The sequence below is a fragment of the Acinetobacter legionensis genome (genome assembly GCF_048552295.1).
Lineage (GTDB): Bacteria > Pseudomonadota > Gammaproteobacteria > Pseudomonadales > Moraxellaceae > Acinetobacter.
This window is the reverse complement of the sequence record NZ_JBIMCW010000034.1, coordinates 15,660-36,824: the sequence shown is the minus strand read 5'-3', so window position 1 is coordinate 36,824 and position 21,165 is coordinate 15,660. Positions and strand designations below refer to the sequence as shown.

Below are 21,165 nucleotides of genomic sequence, written 5' to 3'. Positions count from 1 at the left end.
TAAACATTATCCTTGTATCATTAAAAAAAGAGTAAAGCATGAATAAAAATTTCTTCTTATTAACTATGATTATTCTATTTGCAGGGTGTAGCCCAACTGATAAAAATCTATCTAATCAAAACAAAGAAATCGAAACTCAGAAAAAAAATGAAGCGAGCAAAGCTGAAATCGAAGAAAGCATTCCTGCCAAGCCTGAACCAGTAGATCAAGCTTTCGCGACTTTTGCTTTTCAAGAAACGCCAGATGGTCATCTGACAAATAATTGTATTTGGACAGATGATCCAAATTCTCAAAATAAACAGTATTGGAGTATCTTACCGAGCAGTATGTTGAATGGAAAAGCTAAATTTACAATAGAGGATCTTACACCTAGCAAGGTAAAGATTGGGCAACCAACTAAAAACTGCAACGAAGCTTATAAAAATGATACGGCAAACTATGCGTATGCGATTAATAAAAGTGGCGATTTGGTTAATGCGGTGGCCCTCAAGCTTGATCGAATGACTCAAAATGCGGATCATACCTATACAATTGATCTGAATAAAAACTCGCATCCTGAAAAAATCTATGTGTGCTATAACATGGAAAGTTTAGATGTATTTTTCATTGACTCTGCATCCCAAAACTCATATTTAGAACATATCAATGTCCGATTATCCTATGATATTGATGGTGAAATCGATCCTGAGATTTCTTGTGGGAAAGTCTTTTATCAAAAAAGCGGAATCATTGCGAAAGAAGATCCTAAAACGGCTGAGTTTCATTATACAGCTCAATAATTCAATTGTTACGAATCATGTTTAAAGACGAAAGTCAAAGTAAATCGGATATTTAAAACCAAGATTTCAGCGTTTTTTAAGTGGGATATGACTAGCTGAAATCTTGCTTTCACAGTAGAATATGCGCTCTCTTCAAGTCACATTGAGGTGGGTTGCCAAAACCTGCCCGTGGAGCCAAAAACAGCATGTTTATCGTTGCCGGTGCACCTGCACACTCTTCTTTTAAGCAAACACAACTATTAACACGCCTTGCGTCGATCAGTTCTGTTCAATCAATAGAAAGCCAATGGGTTTACCTTTTCGACCAAACGCTCAACGAGCAACAACAGCAATCTGCTTTACAGCTTTTAAACGATGGCGCATCGTTTGAAGTTCGTCAGGCTGCAAGTGACGAAGTCCAGATTTTAGTCACGCCACGTGTCGGTACAATTTCACCGTGGTCATCTAAGGCAACCGATATTTTTGCCAACTGTAATACACCTGTACACCGCTTAGAACGCGGTGTTTTGTTTACTTTAAAGGGAATTTCTGAAATTTCTGATGAAGTAAAACAAATTTTACATGACCGTATGACAGAAAGCGTTTTCAATAAAATTGATGACGCAACAGCTTTATTCTCTGAAACTGAGCCTAAACCTTTATACTCAATTGATATTTTGGGGCAAGGTAAAGATGCACTGGTTAAAGCAAACTCTGAGTTTGGCTTTGCATTGTCAGATGAAGAAATTGATTATTTAACTGCAGCATTTAATAAGTTGGGGCGTAACCCGCATGACATCGAGTTGATGATGTTTGCTCAAGCAAACTCAGAACATTGTCGTCATAAAATCTTTGGTTCAGAGTGGACAATTGATGGTGAAAAACAACCATTATCATTGTTCCAAATGATTAAAAATACCTATAAAGAATCACCTACAGATGTTTTGTCAGCATATAAAGATAATGCTTCTGTAATTGTTGGTTTTGACACACAGCGTTTCTATCCGAAAAAAGATGAAGCCACGGGTCACCATATTTATAAATATAAGAGCCAAGCTGCCCACATTCTTATGAAAGTGGAAACCCACAACCATCCAACCGCAATTGCTCCATTTGCAGGTGCTGCGACAGGTTCTGGTGGTGAAATTCGTGATGAAGGTGCAACAGGCCGTGGTGGTAAACCAAAAGCAGGTTTAACGGGCTTTACGGTTTCTAACCTTAATATTCCAGGTTTTGAACAGCCTTGGGAAGAAAACTACGGTAAACCATCTCGTATGGCATCACCACTTCAGATCATGATTGATGGTCCTTTAGGCGGTGCAGCATTTAACAACGAGTTTGGTCGCCCTGCGTTAAATGGTTACTTCCGTACTTTTGAGCAAAATGTTAATGGCGAAGTAAAAGGTTTCCATAAACCGATTATGATTGCGGGTGGTTACGGAAATATTCGTCCTGACCATGTTGAAAAAGATGCAATTCAGCCCGGCGATTTACTGATTGTACTGGGTGGTCCTGCGATGCTCATTGGTTTGGGCGGTGGTGCAGCTTCTTCTGTAGATAGCGGTAAATTAGGTGAAAACCTAGATTTTGCTTCTGTACAACGTGAAAACCCAGAAATGGAGCGTCGTTGTCAGGAAGTGATTGATGCATGTTGGAGAATGGAAGACTTTAACCCGATCGTATCTGTACATGATGTGGGGGCGGGTGGTGTTTCCAATGCAATGCCTGAACTTGTGAATGATCACGAATTGGGTGCAACTCTTGATCTTCGTAAAATCCCATCGCTTGAACCAGGCATGTCACCAATGGAAATCTGGTCAAATGAAGCACAAGAACGTTATGTGCTTGCCATTAAACCAGAATCATTAGAGTTATTTGAATCGATTTGTGCCCGTGAACGTTGCCCATTTGCGGTATTGGGAGAAGCGACTGAAGCACGTCAATTGACTGTAAACGATCCATTGTTTGAAAACAAAGCAGTGGATATGCCAATGCAAGTCATGCTTGGTGGCACGCCACGTATGAGTCGTACATACGAAACGATTCAACGTAAAGGTGATGAGTTTGATGCATCTAAAGTCGATTTAAAAGATGCAATCTTCCGTGTATTGAAAAACCCGACAGTGGCTTCAAAATCATTCCTAATCACCATTGGTGACCGTTCAATCACGGGTATGGTATCGCGTGATCAGATGGTGGGCCGTTGGCAAGTTCCAGTTGCGGATGCTGCGGTAACCACAACAAGCTTACAAGGCTATACCGGTGAAGCAATGGCAATGGGTGAGCGTCCTCCTGTTGCATTGTTAAATCCTGCTGCTTCTGCACGTTTGGCCGTGGCTGAGTCCATCACCAATATCATGTGTGCCAATATTGAACAGATCAGTGATATTAAACTGTCTGCTAACTGGATGGCGGCCGCAGGTCAAAAAGGTGAAGATCAAGCATTATTCGAAGGTGTAAAAGCCATCGGTATGGAAATGTGTCCTGCATTGGGTATCGCAATTCCAGTGGGTAAAGACTCATTGTCGATGCGTACGACTTGGAATGACGAAGGCGAAGATAAATCTGTGACTTCACCAATGTCTGGTGTCATCACTGCATTTGCACCTGTGTTGGATGTTCGTAAAACATTAACACCTGAATTGAAAAATGAAGATTCAGTTCTAGTACGTATTGATTTATCTAAAGGTCAGTTCCGTTTAGGCGGTTCGATCCTTGCACAAGTGTATAAGGCAATTGGTTCTGTTACACCTGATGTCGATAACTTTGAAGATTTCAAAGCATTCTTTGCATTGGTTCAAGATTGGAATAATCGCGGTTTGCTCAAGGCATATCATGACATCGGTGATGGTGGCTTATTGGCAACCGTTGCTGAAATGATGTTTGCTTCACGTTTAGGGGTATCACTTCACGAACAATCTACTGAAAGTTTATTTGCTGAAGAAATTGGCGCAGTATTGCAAATTTCTAAAGCAGACTGGTCAAGTCTGGCAGATGAAGTTGCAACTTCAAGTTTAAGAGAAGCGATTTGCGTTGTTGGTACTGTCAATGATTCTGATAAATTGTCAGTGAACGGTCTGATACTTGATCGCACTGAATTGCAACAAGCTTGGACTGAAGTTTCTCATCAAATTCAACGTTTACGTGATAATGTAGAAACAGCTGATTCAGAATTTGCATTAATTGGTGATAAAAATCATAAAGGTATAATTGCATTACCAACATTTGATTTAAATGAGCCTGTTGAAGCTCCTTATATCAATGAACGCCGTCCAAACATGATGATTTTACGTGAGCAAGGCGTAAATGGTCATGTTGAAATGGCTGCGGCATTCGATAAAGTGGGTTTTAATACTGTTGATGTTCACATGAGTGATTTACTTTCAGGTCGTGTAGATTTAGACGACTTTGAAGGTCTGGTTGCTTGTGGTGGTTTCTCTTATGGTGATGTTTTAGGCGCTGGCGGTGGTTGGGCTAAGTCCGTACTGTTTAATCCTAAACTTCGTGATCAATTTGAGAAATTCTTTAACCGTGACAATACTTTCTCTGTAGGTATTTGTAATGGCTGTCAAATGTTGGCTCAGCTTTCGCCACTCATTCCGGGTGCAGACAACTGGCCACGTTTCCGCCGTAATACTTCAGAAGTATTTGAAGCCCGTGTTGTGAATGTGAAAGTTGAGAAATCTCCATCGATTCTTTTAGAAGGCATGGAAGGCTCTATTTTACCAATCGCTGTTGCACATGGTGAAGGTCGTGCAGAAACTTCTGCTGAAAACTTTGCTGCGTTAAATGCCGGTAACCAAGTAATTATACGTTATGTAGACAGCTTGGGTAATGCGACTCAACAATATCCACTGAACCCAAATGGCTCTCCTGAAGCAATTTCTGGGGTGACTTCAAAAGATGGTCGTGCAACGATTATGATGCCGCATCCTGAACGTAATTTCCGTGCAATTCAGCATTCTTGGAAGCCTGAAGAGTGGACGGAAGATGGTGCATGGTTACGTATGTTCCGTAATGCGCGTAAGTTTATTGGTTAATTAAATCCTAGACCAATGAATTGTAAAAGCCCCGTAAGGGGCTTTTTTAATCTATGATGGTTGAAAATATTGAATACTTACTAAAAATGAAAAAAAGATTATTGGATGTGACAAGAGTTATTTTGGATAAGTTTAGCAATCGCTATCATGATTATTATGGCTTTTGGGGTATAGGCGTACTGTATACGCATGCAAGACATTTAAATACCTTTAGTTTTACTTTTAGATTATTGAATCAGCACCATGACATTAACGATAATTTTTTAGAGAAAGTCCATCAAAGATTTTCTAAATATTTAGTTGATTGCTTAAGTGTCCATCATAAATTTCTGACTGATTTAAGTTTAGCCATGGTTAAAATTGACTTCGATCACGGTCATCTTTTAAAGCCCTCGACGTTATATGGGGATTATTTTTGTGTGCAAGTCGAGTTGATAGATCAAAAAGGTCAGCGTTTTTTTGCTGAATCGGATGGTTATTGTTTTCCTCATATTGAGTGGATTCAACAAAGAAAATTGATTAACTCATTGTCATTCGGAAAAAAATTTTACTGGGAAGCCTCGAATGAACATCAATGAAGGTATTGGAAATTTGTTACACTTTTAGGGTTGGTTTATTTTTTGCATGTTATAAATTGTCTATTAAAAGACCGATGTTTTGCCCCAAAGATGTTCCATGATGTAGCAAGAATGAGGTGATAAAATGATAAGAACAGTCAATTATTCAACAGCAGATAAGGTCATCCTTCGCCAAAAAGGCTGGAAATGGTTTAGTGTTATTTTAGCTATACAAATGCTGATTATTCTCAGTGCATATTTAATCGCGTAGCTAACGAAATGAGTACGTTCTCTGATTGAGAGTTTTTAGTTGCTAATGACAAAAGGCACTTTATTGTGGTTTTTATCTCTGATAAAGATATGTTCATGAGATAAACACAAGAGCAAGCTATTTGCATGTTTACTGCAAATAGCACTTTCTATTCATTTTGATTTAGATGGTTTTTCTGTTGCTTGTGCTTCTCGTTCAGCAGCTTCTGCAGCATCAGCGGCTGCAGCCGCCGCATCTGAAGCAGCTGTACTTGTTGATATGTCAAAATCAACATTTTCAGCTTCCAAAGCTGCTTCCTGTATAGCATCAATAGATACAATTCCAGCCTCTGCGCCACTAGAAATATATTCAGAAGATTGTGCTACATCATCGTTTTTAGCATGTGCTTGACTTAAAAATATGTTTGATAGCATGACTGCAATTAAATAGCTGTTTCTCATTGGTCTTTCTTCTATGAAATCTAAAATATAAAGGTAACTATTTAATAATTTAAAGTAAATATAAGCCGCCTTATTTGGATAGCTTATAGGGGAATACAAAAATGTCAGATGATGAAAATAAAAAAAATTATTAATATGAGAGAATTGATTTAGAAAAATCAAAATTTTTTTAAATAGATGAGATCATGAAAAGAAGCATATTTCTAGTACCAATACTGATTTCTTTAACTAGCTGTTACCCGATATATAAAACACAGAAGCCTCAAGTGACTGTGACTGTTGTAAATGAGCAGGGAGTAGCAATTCCTGATGTAAAAATCGTGTTAGTAACATCAGTACATCCTGCAAAAATAGATGATCAATATGATGAAAAATTCACAAATAAATTGGGGATAGTGAATTTTGAAAAACAGGCCGAATGGAAAGTTGAAAGCTTAGTAATTCATGGGGTGCAAGTTTATGATTGGAATTTATGCCTTGAAAAAGATGGTTATATCATCCAAGAATTTGTCAAAGTAGGTAAAAAAGCGCAGATTAAAATCATTTTAAAGAAGGGTAAAATGCCATTAAAACAGTATCTTGATCAATGCTAGAAAGTTAATTATTCTGCATATCATATATTCAATCTTTTGGAGCGATTAGTGGAATTGAAAGTAGTCTAAAAGGTAGGTAATCTCAGTCAAGCATGTACAAAAAAACCACCCGAAGGTGGTTTTTCTGATCTTAAAAAATTAATGTGTGGCATCAAAATTATAAGATTTTTGTTTCTCAGTATCGAATTTGCCTTCCCATTTACTAATTACAAGAACAGCAAGTGCATTACCAATCACATTTAATACAGTACGAGCCATATCTAAAATACGGTCAATACCCGCAATAAATGCTAAGCCTTCTAGTGGGATACCCACGCTGCCTAAAGTTGCCAATAGAACCACGAAAGACACACCAGGAACGCCTGCGATACCCTTAGAGGTAATCATCAGGGTCAAGACCAAAACAAGCTGTTGAGTGATGGTTAAATCAATACCGTAAAGTTGTGCAATAAAGATAGCAGCAATACTTTGATAGAGTGTTGAACCATCTAAGTTAAATGAATAACCGATAGGAACAACAAAACTGGTAATTGATTTTGGCGCACCATAAGCTTCCATTTTTTCCATCATACGTGGTAAAACGGTTTCAGAGCTTGCAGTGGAGTAAGCAAGAATAAGTTCATCTTTTAAGATTTTGATAATTGTCCAGATACTAAAACCACAGAATCTAGCCACAAAACCAAGCACAATAAAGATAAAGAACAGGATTGCCCCATAAACTAAAACAGCAAGTTTAATTAATGGTAATAATGAACTAAAACCAAAGTTTGCTACAGTCGCAGCGATCAAGCCGAATACACCAAATGGTGCAAACATCATGATCATGTGAGTTACTTTGAACATTGTTTCAGAAACAGCTTTTAACACGTCAATCAACGGTTGCTTGGTTTCTTTAGTCAATGAACCTAGACCAATACCGAAAATGACTGCAAAGAAAATAATCGGCAACATGTGCCCATCACCCATTGCCGCAAAAATATTCGGTGGGATAAGTGAAAGAACAGTATTTACTAAGCCATGAGCTTCATGGCTGACTTCCTGTGTCGTTTCTTTATATTGCGAAATATCAGAGGTTGTCAGTGTAGACATATCAATGCCTGCACCAGGTTGGAATACATTGGCAGCAACTAAGCCTACAATAATTGCAACTGTCGTAATAATCTCAAAATAAACAATGGTTTTAAAGCCAAGTTTACCGACACTTTTACTGTCACCCGCATTGGCAATTCCTAAAATCAGCATGGAAAGCACAAGTGGAATTACAATCATTTTGATCAGATTGATGAAAATCTTACCCAATGGTTGTAAAAAGTTTGCAATGATGTCACCGCGAATTTCAGGTGCGTTGTGCAAAAAAGCACCAACAAGAATACCTAAGAAGAGCGCAATAACAATTTGCCAAGCAAGGCTAATTCTCATTTTCTTCATACTGAGCCCTTAAAATTCAGATTTTGGCGAAAAGGAAAACTCTATCAAAAAAACACAAAAGAAATCCCGCTAAAGCATGTGGGCGCCTTAGGGTGGGAGATTCTGAGTATTCAGAGTATTTCGAAAATGGCCTATTCTGACGCTATTTGCGTCAGCAGTACTAACTTTTTTATCAAAAATGCGTTCAAATGATTAAAAATAGTTCAGTTTGATTAAAGGATTCGATTTTATTGTTAATTTTAATTCATTATATAAATTAAATTTCACACAACTATTCTTATTTTTTATATGTTTGCATTAGGCGTATATATGCCCATATCATCAAAATTCCTGTTAAGCATACGAGATAAATTAACTTTGGAATAACCACCTGAATCGGCACACCCATTTGATTTAACTGAATAAATAAATTAATTCCTTGAGTAGACGGGAAGAGATGAGCAAAATACTGCATCCAAGTTGGCATTGCTTGCAAGGGCCAAGCTGCACCTGACAGTAAAAACAATGGAATTGAGGTGAAAACGATCAGATGTCCAGCACGTTCTGAAATATCTAGATAGCTGGCTAAAAGCATTGCCATTGCAATCACGCAACTAATAAAAATCGGAACGGAAAACAACATGCCCCAAAAATTGCCGCCTCTCGGATAGTCATTGATCCAGTAAGTGAAACCAAATAGATAATAGCAGCCGAGGCAACCAATCGTGAGTGCTGCTAAATAGATTCCCAAAAACTCAGTAGTTGTGGCTCGCCATCGTCTTTCACGATACCCCGCAATCAACATGCACAATCCTAGAACAATAGTCTGGTGAATGATCAGAGGCGCAATTGCAGGAAAGATATAACTGCCATATCCTGAAAGTGTGTTAAACAGCGGAATTTGATGGATCGGAAGCGCGACTTGGAAATGTGAAATTTTGCCAAACCTTTCGGCTTGTTCTGCAACGGCATTTTCAATTGCAGTGGCTAAGCCTAAACCAATCTGTTTGGTTTTAAGAAAATAAGCACTACTGAGATATAGACCAATACCACCAGCCTCACCTCGAACCACACTATTGGATAGGTTCTCAGGTAATAACAAAATACCATCGGCTTTTTGCTCTTGAACCATCCGTTTTGCTTGTTCAAAATTTCCAGTGATTTCAGTAATTTTTATATTGGGACTTTTGGCAACTTCAGTAATGATGGTATTGCTCAGATAGCTTTGTTCTTCATCAACAATAATAATCGGCAAACTTTCAGCAGTTTGCGCTTTATAGGCTGTAGGATAAAAAATGCTATAAAAAAATACTGAAAGCACCATAGTGGTCAAAATAGACGAGTTTTTCCCAATATTTTTAAAAGTGTCTACATAGTATCGAGCGAGCTCTTTAAAGAATTTAATCATGTTTTACTCCCCTTAAATTTTTATTGAGGAGTAAACTTGATAATGCAAAATAGAAAATACAATATGCAGCAAGGATGGCTAAAGGAACCATCGAAATAAAACTAGGACTGCCAACAACCCATTGCTCAGTTTGTAATTTCGCATAAGGTGTATAGGGAATAATGTTGGCCCAAAATTTGGTAAAAATTGGTGCATTATTTAAGGGAAGCGTGACACCTGCAAAACTTAGCGAAGAGCCACCATAGACTGCAATAAATCCAAAAGTTTTAGATAAATTTTTAGTTGCGAGAACGACGCTACTACTGATCAGTGCATAGGCTGAATAAAGTAAGAACTGTCCAAGTAAAATCATCCATAAACTACCAGCAATGAACCAACCTCGGATTACCACCAGCCAAAACAGCCATACCCAAGTCCAAAAACAGAAAATTAACACATAGACCATATTTTTTGCCAGAAGTGCATTTAATACAGATTTGTCTTGAACCCATTGATTTAATGTGCCGTATTTCAATTCTTGACCCACTGCAAAAGCCACACAACAACATAGCAATAAGTGCAAAATTGCTGGAATCATAAAGGGTTCTAAATAGAACTCATAACTGAGATTGGGATTGAACAGGGGAGAAATTTTTATATTTGCTGTGGAAAGTTCAGCATAAGGAATTTTATTTTCAAAATATGAATTCTTTGCAAAATCAGCAATCGCTTCAACCGTAGAGAGAAGCATCGCTGAAGAAATCCCATTGCCAATACTAAAATAAGACTGATTAAAAGCAATACTGATCTGTGAATCTTGTGCTTGAACCAGACGTTGTTCAGCACCTGCTGGAATATGCACATATCCCCAAATCTTGGTCTGATTGAGCAGATACTCAACTTCATTGGGATTGTCTGATACAGTGTAGATTGAAACCGTATGATTATGACTAAGATACTTTTCTATATTGCGACTAAGTTCACTTTGATCTTGATCAATAATTGCAATCGGTAAATGTTCAGCTTTTCCTGCATAAAACATACTACTGAATAAAATAATCACAAAGAGCGGGGCAAGTGTGACTAAGCATAAATCCCATTTATGCTTGAGCAAATATTGAAGCTCTCTTAACATGCCCGTCCACATGCTTATTGGCTCTCTTTTAATTTAAAGATCACACTCATGCCTACTTTTAATTCAGGTACGGCTTCAGCGGGTGTAAGCTTAACTTTAAAACTACGAATATCATAACCACCTGTCTGACGTGTGGTTTTAATGGTTGCAAACTCACCTTCAGCATCTATATTTTTGATGTTAAATGACACTGTTTTATTGAGTGCGGGTATAAAACCATCTAAGCTTTTCGCTTGATAAACTTGGGTGTATTGATCTTCACGGACATTTAAACTGACCCAATTTTCTTCATCTTGAATAATACTCACAACAGGAACACCAATAGCCACCAGTTCTGAGGGTTTACCGTAAGTTTTAGATACAGTGCCGTTTACAGGAGAGTATAGTTTGGTTTCTGCATCTAAAGCATTGGCTTCCGCAACAGCGGCTTTCGCGATCTCGACTTGTGCATCAGCCCCAGATTTTTGTTCAGTGGTACTGCCGCGTTTTGCACGTGCATATTGCTGATAAGCAGCTTCACTCATTTGAGTGGCTGATTGTGCAGCGGCATGCATTTCATCACGTCGTTGACGCGAGATAACCCCTTGTGCAAAGAGGTTAGCCCCACGTTGGTAGGTCATTTTTGCAAGATTTTCTTGCGCTTTTACACTTTGCCAATTGGCATATAAGGTATCAATATTTTCTTGTTGAGAACCTCTGTCTGCTGTCGATTGTAAGGCTAAGGCGGATTGTAAACTTGCCAGGGCTTGTTGTTTTTTTGCAGCAATTTCTGGACTACTTAGAGTAACTAACAGTTGTCCTTTTTTAATTTTTTGACCATCGCTGACAAAGATGCCTTCTATCCGACTCGGAACTTTAGTGCTGACATGTAATGTTTCAGCTTCAACACGTCCTTGAACATCTACTGTTTTAGGCTGATAACTTTTCCATAGACCAAACGCAATCAATCCCAATAATAGAATAAAAATTATTGCGCCAATGACCAGAATAGTTTTCTTTTTAGAAGGTTTTTGATCGTTGTTGATGTTTGTCGCAGCACTTTGTTCCTGTGCCGAATCTTTGATTGGTGTGTCTTTTTCAGATTCAATTTGGTCGGCTGTAGGTTGTTGCGCTACAGTTGCATCAGATAAAGCGGTCGGATCTGTATTGTTTTGTGTATTCATTTCTGGATGAACTAAATTTTCATTTAATGAAATATCTGAGTTTGCATCAGCTTGCGAAGTTGAAGATGAATCATTTTGTCCATTGTGATGGTCATGCTGTTTTGTCATTTTATGCTCCATCTTAACGAATATAATCTGTATTAGTTTGATTGACGTAGTCTTTGAATTGTTCAATAGAACCATGGCTTTGTAGCAAAGTTGCTAGGGAGAGCACGTATTTATAGGCATTGAGTGCTTTTTCGGTTTTGAGTAGGCTGAGTTGATTCTGTGCATCGATGACTTGAGTGGCGGTGCCCATATCTTCTTTAAATGATAATTGTTGAATTCTTAAATTCTCTAACACTGCTTGTTCATTTTGTTGTAGTAATTGATTGGACTGCTGTGCTGTGGCGAGCTCACTATAGGATTTGTAGATAATATTCTCAATCTCTTGTTGGGTGCGCGCTGTCATAAGCTCTGTTGCATATCTCTGTAATTCAGCGGCTTGGACATTTTTGTTCTTATCAATCCCTGAAAATAGGTTGTAGCGAGCAGCAACACCCACAATCCAATTTTGGTTTTGATCTAAACTATATTCTCCAAACGCAAAAAGGGTTGGTTTTTTTGCGGCGCTCTGGATTTTGACATTCTGATTGGCAAGCTGTGTATCCATTTGCATTTTTCGAACTAGGCTTGAAGTTTCAGGATAAGAAGCAAGGAGTTGGTTGAGTGATTGGCTTTGCTGACGATTGACAAATAAAGGTGTCGTCAATAGATCAATTTTGGATTTATGCAATAAATTTTGAAGTTGGAACTGACTGGCTTGTAAATTTGCCGAAGCATTTTGTTCTGAACGCTGGGCATTATTGCGCGCAACTTCAAATTGCATGCGTTGTCCTTTGCTAATAAATCCCTGTTTTTCAAGTTTGAGTGAATTGTCATAGTGTTGTTGCATTGCACTCAGATTGAATTGACTGGCATTGAATAGCTGTTGTTGTAATTGCACATTAAAATACGCCTGAATCACTTCAAAACGTTGTGTATCTTGCTGTTGTTTAGCATCGAGTTGACTACGTTCAACTTTTAAATTGGCAATCTGCTTTGTTGTCGAGGTAATCCCGCCAGTATAAATTGGCATCATCACAGAAACTGTAGGGCGAACAACTTGATCTTCAAGGACAACATTGGCTGTATCTGGAATTAAGCCAATACCACTATGAATTCCTTGGTTTAGTCCTTGTTTTAAAGGATCTGTGATATTCGATGGAATGTTCTGTTCAGATTGCCATTGATCAACCCGATCATTCACCCCTTGTGAAAGCGTCTGTTCCAGATTATTTTTGACCCCATTTAGTGGAATATCTGTTTCAGTATGAAACTTATAGGCACGTACACTTAAATCGATGCGAGGTAGACCAATATTTTTGACGGCTTCTGCTTGAAGTTTAGAAGCTTGACTGAGTGCTTGATTGGCTTGGGTGGTATAAGAGTTTTCAAGTAAATATTGTTCTGCTTGTACATAGCTTAGATTTTCAGCAAACGTGACGGATACAAAGGCCGTATTTAAGGCTACAAAGCTGCTTACTTGTATCAATTTTGATAATGCTTTAAGTGAATAGCAAGTTCTAAATTTCATCTGAAAAATCATCAGCATTTGTTTAAATTTGAGACTATTCTAACCTTGAATGACTAGAATAAATAATCTAAATGTATACTTTAATATGTGTGGTTTTTGTAGTTTCGATAATGAGTATAGATGTGATTAAATTATAATCAAAACCATGATAATTCAATCAATAAATTGAATCTCAAAATAGATATAAGGAGAAAAAAATGGCAAGAATTACCATTGAGTCTGTGGTGACAGCACCAATCGAATTAGTTTGGGATATTTATAATAATCCAGAGGATATACAACAATGGAATACCGCTTCAGCAGATTGGCACACAGTCAATTCTAAAAATGATCTACGTGTGGATGGTCAATTTTCAAATCGTATGGAAGCTAAAGATGGCAGTATGGGCTTTGATTTTTCGGGTACATATACTGAAATTATTCCCCTTAAAAAAATTGCTTATTCTTTTGGCGAACGAAATGCTGAAGTTCACTTTGAACAGAAAAATGATGCTGTTGTGGTGAGGATTAGTTTTGATCCTGAAACGGTATATCCAATTGAACAACAGCAAGCAGGTTGGCAAGCAATTTTAGATAATTTTGCACGCTATGTAGAAAATAAAAGCTAGTTTTGCACAAACGTACAATACAAAATATTTCCACAGACTTACTTTGATCTTTTGAAATTCGTCTAGATCAAAGTTGAGTGTTGTTGTGGAAATCTTTCTTTATACCTTGAGTGTGATGTATAGCCCTGGTCCTGTAAATTTCATTGGATTGAATTCAGGACTGCTTGGGCAGCTTAAACAATCCATTGGTTTTTTCATTGGGGTGGGTTGTGCAATGTTATTTCTATTTTTGACCTTGGGCTATGTTGGTGAGGCTGTTATTCCTCACAATTAGCTAGACTATATTTCTTTGGTCGGGGCGGTATATACCTTTTATATCGCTGTTAAAATGTTGACAGTATATTTAGAAACAACTGAAAAAGCCGAATACCAACTGACTTTCTTAAATGGTTTCTTAATTCAATTATTTAATCCTAAAGGAATTCTGGTGATTTTACCCGTCACGACAATTATGTATCCTGCGGCTAAAATTACTGGCGTGATGATTTTCGTTGTATCTTTAATCATTTCTATTGGTGCTGCTGGAGCGCCGTTCGTATATGCTTTGGCGGGTAAATTTTTAGGGGATAAAATTTCTGATCCTAAATGGTTTAATTATTTAAATAAAATTATGGCAATCATGCTGATTATTACAGGACTTGGAATACTTCGAGATTTTATTATAGGAATGCATTTGTTTTGATAAATCAAAATCTTGAACTGAATCTGTATGTGTTTTACACCTAAGGCAAATGATTGATCTTTTTCCAATGCGCAGGGCTGAGTCCAAATGCTTGTTTAAAATGTCGAGTCATATGGCTTTGATCATAAAAGCCTGCATCTGTTGCAGCTGCAACTAAAGAAGCCCCTTTGATTAAATTGATTTTAACTTTTTCCAGCCTGCGCATGGTTAAATAACGATGTGGGCTGGTTCCAAACAATAAACGGAAGTCGCGTGATAAACTCCACCGGTCGCGACCAATATTTTTTTCTAAATCATCCAAGCTGATATTTCGTTCAGATAATGTATGAATAAATTCTCTGGCTTTTTCTGCTGCACGATAATCAAAACTTAGCCGTTGTGATAATGGTTGAAAAGAAATTTCATTTAAAGCCATGGCCAGATCATACAGCGCATCTTCTTCTTCCAAGACTTCCATATGATTTTCAATACTTTGTAGAAAATTATTGGTGGCTTTAAATAATCGAGGATCTGTACTGATCCCATGTTCGATAAAGGGTAGAGGTTTACCCTTTAAAATAGATTGAATTTTTGCAGGTTCTATATACACCATGCGATAGCGGAAACCTTCTTGTGTACCTGATTCGCCATCATGTTTTTCATCTGGATGCAGTACCATTGTCATACCTTGCTGGCTATGTTGCATGACACCTTGATAATGAAAACTTTGAACGCCTGAAAGGGTGCGACCAATGGCATAGGTATCATGCCGATGCGGTTCATAGGCATGATCATTAAAAAATGCTTCGATACGTTCAAATCGATCTGTTTCTGATGCTGTCCGAATCCAATCCTGATGATTTGAGGCTGGCATTTACCATCTACCAATGAATAAAGTTTAAGCTGGATAAATTATAACTGAGTTAAGCTTATAAATTGAGTTTTTATCCGTATATGGATATGAGTAACGGATATTCTAGCTTTGTGCAGTCAGTAATAAAATCAGAATGGCAATAAATCATTGTTTCAGGATGATGATTAAAATATCAATGCGCAGTCTAGCTACAATATTTTGCTTCTCTAATTGTCTATAGTTAATAGAAATATCAACTCTAAATCTTTAAACATATTGAAATATTGACTGACAAAGCTACTGCAAGAAATGTCGATTTGTGGTTAAATGCGCCTATTTCATTCGTTTCACTTTAAAAAAGGGAAAAATCATGCGCGCGTACAATTTCTGTGCTGGTCCTGCTGCATTACCTACTGCCGTTTTAGAAAAAGCTCAGGCTGAGTTATTGGATTGGCATGGTAAAGGCTTATCCATCATGGAAATGAGCCATCGTAGCAAAGACTATGTGGCTGTCGCTGAAAAAGCAGAAGCAGATTTACGTAAATTGATGAACATTCCAGAGAATTATAAAGTATTGTTCTTACAAGGTGGTGCATCACTTCAGTTTTCTGCAATTCCGCTCAATTTATTGGGTAAAAATTCCAAAGCTGATTATATCCATACGGGAATTTGGTCAGAAAAAGCCACTAAAGAAGCGCAACGCTACGGCGATATCAATATCGTTGAGGCGGCAACAAGCATAAATGGAAAGCTTGCAATTTCTGAGCAAAGTACCTGGAACTTGTCAGACGACGCGGCTTATGTCCATTATGCTGAAAATGAAACAATTGGTGGTATTCAATTTGCCAATATTCCAGAAACAGATAAACCTTTAGTCTCTGATTTTTCATCAAGTATTTTATCTGCGCCACTAGATGTATCTAAGTTTGGTTTGATCTATGCTGGAGCGCAAAAGAATATTGGTCCTGCAGGTTTAACCCTTGTGATCGTGCGTGATGATTTATTGGATCAAGCAAAACCTGAAATTCCAAGCTTGTTAAAATATGGTTCGCAAGCCAAGAATGATTCTATGGTGAATACACCCGCTACTTATGCTTGGTATTTGTCTGGTTTGGTTTTTGAATGGTTGCTTGAGCAGGGCGGTGTAAACGCAATGTATAGAACCAACCTTGAAAAATCTAAATTACTATATGGTTATATTGATTCTAGTGATTTTTATAACAATCCGATCGCACTTCCAAACCGTTCAATCATGAATGTGCCGTTTACTTTGGCAGATGAAGCACTGGATAAATTATTCTTGAAAGAAGCTGAAGAAAATCATTTACTCAATCTTGCCGGCCATCGTTCAGTAGGCGGTATGCGAGCTAGTATTTATAACGCTGTACCTGTAGAAGGTGTACAAGCACTTGTCAACTTTATGGATGACTTTGCTCAACGTAACGGCTAATCATACTTCAAAACATTTAAATGATTTGTTGTGCGATCAGAACCTTAATTTCCCCCCCCCCTTGATTGAGTAAACAGAGGAGGAGGGAATTAAAGCCCTAGACTTAAAAAAAATCCCTCCAGAGTGAGGGATTTTTTTATGAGATAAATGCGGTAAAACATTAAGTCGTCGGGAATATGCCTAATATATGGATCATCATTGCAGCTAAAAACATACCTAGAACAAAAAAGCAGCAGGCTCCTTTATCCAAGCGTAAGTGAAAACCACTCACTTGATTGATTAGACTAGTCGATTGTTCAGGTATAATTTTCATTACTGAGCCTAGATTTTTAAATTATTGTTTAAATCCTATTGGTTCGTCGTATTTTTAACATAATTGACTGGTTAAATAAAGTGCTAAATTACATTATTAATATGTTGAGGTATTTATTATCTCGCGATCAATAAAAATATTATGAATTTATAATTATGATTTTGTGGGTACATTGTGGATAACTTGCCTATTTTTTAGTCTTTATATGAAAAATAATCCGAATTAAGTATAAAAATAGAGTCTATTTTTTAACAAGATCATGATATTTATTGGTTTAATTTTTATGTTTAAGCTTCTGTTTTTAAATTTATTTTCTGGGGATTCTTTAAATAGGGGGAATGTATTTATTATTTAAATAAACAGTCAATATTCTTCAGCTTAAATAGTTTTAAACAGACCTGATTATTTGATTTTGAATTTAAACTGTGGATAAGTAGTAAATTTGAATTCAAAAACATAAAAATTGCAGGGATGTATTTAGATATAATAGAAATGTTACAAAACATGTAATAAAAAAGCATGATGGGTTTTCCATCATGCTGATCAATCTGTTTTTGAATCAAGCAGCTGAATAAATGTTTGCTTGAATCCAAATATTACCACGAATATATTGTCCAATTTCAAAATCTTTGAAAGCAGGATCTTTAGTTGCAATACGGACTAAGATTGCTGGTTGGTTCTCTTCAAGAATTAAAGTGACATCATAAAGTGTGTAGTTTTGTTGCATAAATTGCATTTCAGTTTTGCCAACAACTTTTCCTTGAAACCAAGCTTCATCCTCTTGTCCTAAAGTTTCTCCGTATAGGTATGCCACCATTTTAGAAAAATCAACAGTAACAGGAGCTTTGTCATCTTCTGACTTCGCTTCCCATGCATCAATTTGTTCTTGAAGATTTTCAGGCGTAATACCATTATTTTGTGAAAGGATATCGTTTAATGCACGATGGTGTTTGATTGAAGCAGGATCATCAACAATGATTTGCTCATGGTCTGAAACTTTTTCGAGCTCATAAGCCCATGCATTCAGTTGAACTTTATACTGTTGATCTTGAGAATATTGGTGTCCATTTACACTGTATAAACTGTCAAATGCATAGACCACACTATTTTCACCTACTTTTAAGCTAAGCACTGCTTGAGTGTTGGTTCTGCAGGTAATGATACGGTCGATAGAAGCATTTAATTGATACGGACTTTCAAAACTTGGGAAAGCCGTTTTTACAGCTTTAGGTTTGTTATTCTCAACATCAATCACTTGACAGAGCTGTACAGAAGAACCGTTTGGACCTTGGATTAACCAAGTTGATACATCCATATCACATTCTTTTGAACAAAGCCCCATGGGCATCACTGGTGCATCCAAAGCCAAACCTAACCATTTGGGTACTTCGGACGTTGGGTTTTCTGTCAATAGACTCCAATGTTCGACATGGCTACCAAAATTCTGATCTTCTATGATAATTGTTTCAGGTCTGTTTTGATTGTTCATTTTCACGATTTTAAATGCCTCTCTTATGCTATTAAATCGAGGATGATTGCTAGATTTCAAGTCCTGAAATGTAAAATCATAAGAAAAACCAGAATATTAAACTCAATTGCCATCAACCACGCCTTAAATTGTACTTTTAATCACCAAAATACAGATGAAAAGTTTGATTGGATTTCGAAGTCGTTAAAGATTTGCGCAATAAATAAAAGAATATGCATAGGACAGCGTAACGGCATTTTGCTAAAATGTTTAAAAATCTTTATCAGAGATGTTGTGTGCTGCCATTTAAACTTTGGGTCGATGCTGATGCTTTACCTAAAATTCTTCGTGAAGTGATCTTACGTGCATCAGACCGTTATCAATTAGAAGTTACTTTTGTTGCAAACCAGCCTGTGGGTATTACACCGTCTGTACGGATCAACTCAATTCAAGCAATGTCGGGTGCAGATCAAGCTGATCAAGAAATTGTTGATCGTATGAGTGAGCATGATATTGTGATTACTCAGGATATTCCTTTGGCAGCACAGGTCATTGAAAAGGGTGGTGTAGCAATTCACCCACGTGGAGAGGTTTATACATCAGCCAATGTCAAAGCTCGTTTACATTTGCGTGATTTTATGGATACCTTGCGTGGTGCTGGTGTACAAACGGGTGGGCCGCCACCGATTTCTGAGCGTGATAAACGTGAGTTTTCGAGTAGCTTAGACCAGACGATTCTCAAGCAGAAACGTAAGACTTCGATATAAGTCTAATGCTTGATTTAAAAATCATCTGCAACTGAATTTTTTCGACCTTTTGAATTAATCGAACTTGCTTTTCAATAGATATTTATATCAATAGAGCTTCCCGTTGCTTGATTAAGATTTAATTGAATTTGCAAAGATCAATGTAAAATTAATTTTTGAATCCAACAATTTAATTCACACCCAGCAGTCATTTAGGAATCTATATGCCCTCTAAATCCAACCTGATGACGACCTATATTTTATTGGTCTTCATTTGGGCAAGTACGCCTTTGGCAATTGTATGGAGTGTGGCAGATTTACATATGATGTGGGCTTTGGTTTTGCGGTTTTTTATCGCCTTGCCGATTGCTTTATTTTTGTTGCTGATTTTAAAAGTTAAATTACCGTGTAATAAAATTGCTTTACATAGTTATTTAGCTGGTTCATTTAGTCTGATTGGTTCACAAATTTTTACCTATGCCGCAACCAGTTATTTAAGTTCAGGTATTATTGCTTTGATGTTTGGATTAGCCCCGATTATGGCAGGACTTATTGGTCGTTTTGGCTTTGGTCAGAGATTACATGGGATTCAATGGCTTGGCATGCTGCTTGCTGTTGTCGGTTTAGCCATTATTTGTACCAGTAGCGGCGCCAGCCAACATGTGCATCCCGTTGGAATTATGCTGATGTTGATGAGTGTATTTACTTATGCTTTTTCCATCTTTTGGGTAAAAAAAGTGAATGCAGATGTCGTCCCAATGGCGCAAGCAACAGGTTCAATCTTGGTTTCTACGTTGGCTGCAATGTGTATTATTCCTTTTATTTGGCAGTATGCGCCTACGCATATTCCAGAAACTAAATCACTATTGGCATTGATTTATACCGTATTTATGGCTTCATTGCTGGCAATGTTTTGTTATTTTAAATTGGTTCAAAATATTAAAGCCACAACTTTATCATTGACTACAGTGATGACCCCAATGATTGCCATGTTTTTAGGCGCGATGCTCAATAATGAAAAACCAACTATGAATGTGTTTATCGGCGCGGTAGTTTTGATTTTCGGGTTATTTTTATACTTTTACAAAGATTTTAAAGCACGTCAATTGCTAGCCAAAAAGATTAAAAATTAGCATCGAATTTTTCTTTTTTCTTTTTTCTTTTTTCTTTTTTCTTTTTTCTTTTTTCTTTTTTCTTTAGATTTTATGCAAAGTGATTAACCTTCAACTAAGCTTAGATTCAGGCTTTTGCATAGTTTATTTGTACAGCTCATTGAAGCTATGTAGATGCTTTTTAAAGAAGATGTGTTTTTAATTTTTTAAAATGTTAATCGATGCTTACAGATTGATGAAAGCCAATATATAGCCAACTTATCAAAAAACTCAAACACAAGAATATAATTTCCCTAAAATAATATTTTAAATTAAATCAACTACATGGCGGATAAGTTATTTGGTTATAAAAAGTTGGCAATGCCACACATTTCGTAGGAGGATGCCAAACTTTGCGCTGCAAACAAAACTCTGCTTTGTTTTTGCTCATGTAGAGCGAGGGGGACGTCCTCTACTCCCACCTAATGGCGGCTTCTCTGTCGCCTCACGGTAGGATCACCATCTTTGATTCAAAAATACAAAAAATGAATTGATAACCAGCACTTCCATAAAGCGCATACAAAAAGATAGGCTTCATTTATGATCAGG

The 21,165-nt window shown here is 37.2% G+C and carries 17 protein-coding genes and 1 pseudogene; 10 read left to right on the top strand and 8 right to left on the bottom strand.

The features are described from left to right. Positions 1-38: 38 nt before the first annotated feature. The 4 genes from ACG916_RS19090 to ACG916_RS19075 all read left to right on the top strand — a co-directional run bounded on the left by ACG916_RS19090 (position 39) and on the right by ACG916_RS19075 (position 5,626). Positions 39-779: a hypothetical protein gene (locus ACG916_RS19090; RefSeq protein WP_419327936.1), complete on the top strand. Its 741-nt coding sequence runs from the start codon at positions 39-41 to the stop codon at positions 777-779. A gap of 185 nt (positions 780-964) precedes the next feature. Further along, positions 965-4,798: a phosphoribosylformylglycinamidine synthase gene (purL, locus tag ACG916_RS19085; protein ID WP_419327937.1), complete on the top strand. Its 3,834-nt coding sequence runs from the start codon at positions 965-967 to the stop codon at positions 4,796-4,798. A 53-nt stretch (positions 4,799-4,851) separates the two neighbouring features. Next, positions 4,852-5,376 (top strand): hypothetical protein, encoded by a 525-nt coding sequence (locus ACG916_RS19080; protein ID WP_336953987.1) that lies wholly within the window; start codon positions 4,852-4,854, stop codon positions 5,374-5,376. Positions 5,377-5,500: 124 nt separating this feature from the next. Continuing rightward, positions 5,501-5,626 (top strand): KGW motif small protein, encoded by a 126-nt coding sequence (locus tag ACG916_RS19075; protein ID WP_336953986.1) that lies wholly within the window; start codon positions 5,501-5,503, stop codon positions 5,624-5,626. A gap of 152 nt (positions 5,627-5,778) precedes the next feature. Here ACG916_RS19075 and ACG916_RS19070 read toward each other — a convergent pair whose 3' ends face one another. After that, a complete protein-coding gene (locus tag ACG916_RS19070; RefSeq protein ID WP_419327938.1) occupies positions 5,779-6,228 on the bottom strand; it encodes a hypothetical protein in 450 nt (149 codons plus the stop codon). Positions 6,229-6,332: 104 nt separating this feature from the next. Between ACG916_RS19070 and ACG916_RS19065 the strand changes: the two genes are divergently transcribed. Beyond that, complete coding sequence (locus ACG916_RS19065; protein WP_419327939.1) at positions 6,333-6,659, top strand: hypothetical protein; 327 nt, start codon at positions 6,333-6,335, stop codon at positions 6,657-6,659. A gap of 138 nt (positions 6,660-6,797) precedes the next feature. On the opposite strand, the gene gltP is transcribed toward ACG916_RS19065, so the two are convergent. The 5 genes from gltP to ACG916_RS19040 form a co-directional block, all read right to left on the bottom strand. Beyond that, the gene (gene gltP / locus ACG916_RS19060) at positions 6,798-8,087 is read right to left on the bottom strand and encodes a glutamate/aspartate:proton symporter GltP (RefSeq protein ID WP_419327940.1); all 1,290 of its coding nucleotides are present in this window, start codon (positions 8,085-8,087) and stop codon (positions 6,798-6,800) included. A 277-nt stretch (positions 8,088-8,364) separates the two neighbouring features. Beyond that, positions 8,365-9,474 carry an ABC transporter permease gene (locus ACG916_RS19055; RefSeq protein WP_419327941.1) on the bottom strand — a complete coding sequence of 370 codons (1,110 nt, stop codon included), beginning with the start codon at positions 9,472-9,474 and terminating at the stop codon, positions 8,365-8,367. After that, positions 9,467-10,600 carry an ABC transporter permease gene (locus tag ACG916_RS19050; protein WP_419327942.1) on the bottom strand — a complete coding sequence of 378 codons (1,134 nt, stop codon included), beginning with the start codon at positions 10,598-10,600 and terminating at the stop codon, positions 9,467-9,469. Before ACG916_RS19050 ends, ACG916_RS19055 begins: the two co-directional genes overlap by 8 nt. A 2-nt stretch (positions 10,601-10,602) precedes the next feature. Beyond that, entirely contained in the window at positions 10,603-11,859 is a 1,257-nt protein-coding gene (locus ACG916_RS19045; protein ID WP_419327943.1) for an HlyD family secretion protein, read from the bottom strand. A 13-nt stretch (positions 11,860-11,872) separates the two neighbouring features. Next, positions 11,873-13,366 (bottom strand): TolC family protein, encoded by a 1,494-nt coding sequence (locus ACG916_RS19040; RefSeq protein WP_419327944.1) that lies wholly within the window; start codon positions 13,364-13,366, stop codon positions 11,873-11,875. Positions 13,367-13,563: 197 nt separating this feature from the next. Here ACG916_RS19040 and ACG916_RS19035 point away from each other — a divergent pair, with 197 nt between their 5' ends. Next, positions 13,564-13,974, top strand: coding sequence for an SRPBCC domain-containing protein (locus ACG916_RS19035; RefSeq protein WP_419327945.1), 411 nt, complete (start codon positions 13,564-13,566; stop codon positions 13,972-13,974). An 85-nt stretch (positions 13,975-14,059) separates the two neighbouring features. Next, positions 14,060-14,656 (top strand): annotated as a pseudogene (locus tag ACG916_RS19030) (LysE family translocator). 40 nt (positions 14,657-14,696) lie between these two features. On the opposite strand, the gene ACG916_RS19025 reads toward ACG916_RS19030, so the two are convergent. Beyond that, entirely contained in the window at positions 14,697-15,509 is an 813-nt protein-coding gene (locus tag ACG916_RS19025) for an AraC family transcriptional regulator (RefSeq protein WP_419327947.1), read from the bottom strand. 349 nt (positions 15,510-15,858) lie between these two features. On the opposite strand from ACG916_RS19025, the gene serC reads away from it, so the two are divergent. Then, positions 15,859-16,938: a 3-phosphoserine/phosphohydroxythreonine transaminase gene (gene serC / locus ACG916_RS19020; protein ID WP_336953976.1), complete on the top strand. Its 1,080-nt coding sequence runs from the start codon at positions 15,859-15,861 to the stop codon at positions 16,936-16,938. Positions 16,939-17,810: 872 nt separating this feature from the next. Here serC and ACG916_RS19015 read toward each other — a convergent pair. Further along, a complete protein-coding gene (locus ACG916_RS19015; protein WP_419327958.1) occupies positions 17,811-18,740 on the bottom strand; it encodes a hypothetical protein in 930 nt (309 codons plus the stop codon). Between the two features lie 245 nt (positions 18,741-18,985). Here ACG916_RS19015 and ACG916_RS19010 point away from each other — a divergent pair, with 245 nt between their 5' ends. Both ACG916_RS19010 and ACG916_RS19005 read left to right on the top strand, forming a co-directional pair. Further along, a complete protein-coding gene (locus tag ACG916_RS19010) occupies positions 18,986-19,486 on the top strand; it encodes a YaiI/YqxD family protein (RefSeq protein ID WP_336953975.1) in 501 nt (166 codons plus the stop codon). Between the two features lie 203 nt (positions 19,487-19,689). Beyond that, positions 19,690-20,598, top strand: coding sequence for a DMT family transporter (locus tag ACG916_RS19005; protein WP_419368204.1), 909 nt, complete (start codon positions 19,690-19,692; stop codon positions 20,596-20,598). The last annotated feature ends 567 nt before the right edge of the window (positions 20,599-21,165 follow it).

What these genes read in the sequence shown, in the direction of transcription:
- ACG916_RS19010 (WP_336953975.1), top strand. Translation starts at nt 18,986, where the DNA reads ATGTTTAAAAATCTTTATCAGAGATGTTGTGTGCTGCCATTTAAACTT.
- ACG916_RS19005 (WP_419368204.1), top strand. Translation starts at nt 19,690, where the DNA reads ATGCCCTCTAAATCCAACCTGATGACGACCTATATTTTATTGGTCTTC.
- ACG916_RS19090 (WP_419327936.1), top strand. Translation starts at nt 39, where the DNA reads ATGAATAAAAATTTCTTCTTATTAACTATGATTATTCTATTTGCAGGG.
- ACG916_RS19015 (WP_419327958.1), bottom strand. Translation starts at nt 18,740, where the DNA reads ATGAACAATCAAAACAGACCTGAAACAATTATCATAGAAGATCAGAAT.
- ACG916_RS19035 (WP_419327945.1), top strand. Translation starts at nt 13,564, where the DNA reads ATGGCAAGAATTACCATTGAGTCTGTGGTGACAGCACCAATCGAATTA.
- ACG916_RS19040 (WP_419327944.1), bottom strand. Translation starts at nt 13,366, where the DNA reads ATGAAATTTAGAACTTGCTATTCACTTAAAGCATTATCAAAATTGATA.
- purL (WP_419327937.1), top strand. Translation starts at nt 965, where the DNA reads ATGTTTATCGTTGCCGGTGCACCTGCACACTCTTCTTTTAAGCAAACA.
- ACG916_RS19055 (WP_419327941.1), bottom strand. Translation starts at nt 9,474, where the DNA reads ATGATTAAATTCTTTAAAGAGCTCGCTCGATACTATGTAGACACTTTT.
- gltP (WP_419327940.1), bottom strand. Translation starts at nt 8,087, where the DNA reads ATGAAGAAAATGAGAATTAGCCTTGCTTGGCAAATTGTTATTGCGCTC.
- serC (WP_336953976.1), top strand. Translation starts at nt 15,859, where the DNA reads ATGCGCGCGTACAATTTCTGTGCTGGTCCTGCTGCATTACCTACTGCC.
- ACG916_RS19025 (WP_419327947.1), bottom strand. Translation starts at nt 15,509, where the DNA reads ATGCCAGCCTCAAATCATCAGGATTGGATTCGGACAGCATCAGAAACA.
- ACG916_RS19050 (WP_419327942.1), bottom strand. Translation starts at nt 10,600, where the DNA reads ATGTGGACGGGCATGTTAAGAGAGCTTCAATATTTGCTCAAGCATAAA.
- ACG916_RS19045 (WP_419327943.1), bottom strand. Translation starts at nt 11,859, where the DNA reads ATGACAAAACAGCATGACCATCACAATGGACAAAATGATTCATCTTCA.
- ACG916_RS19080 (WP_336953987.1), top strand. Translation starts at nt 4,852, where the DNA reads ATGATGGTTGAAAATATTGAATACTTACTAAAAATGAAAAAAAGATTA.
- ACG916_RS19075 (WP_336953986.1), top strand. Translation starts at nt 5,501, where the DNA reads ATGATAAGAACAGTCAATTATTCAACAGCAGATAAGGTCATCCTTCGC.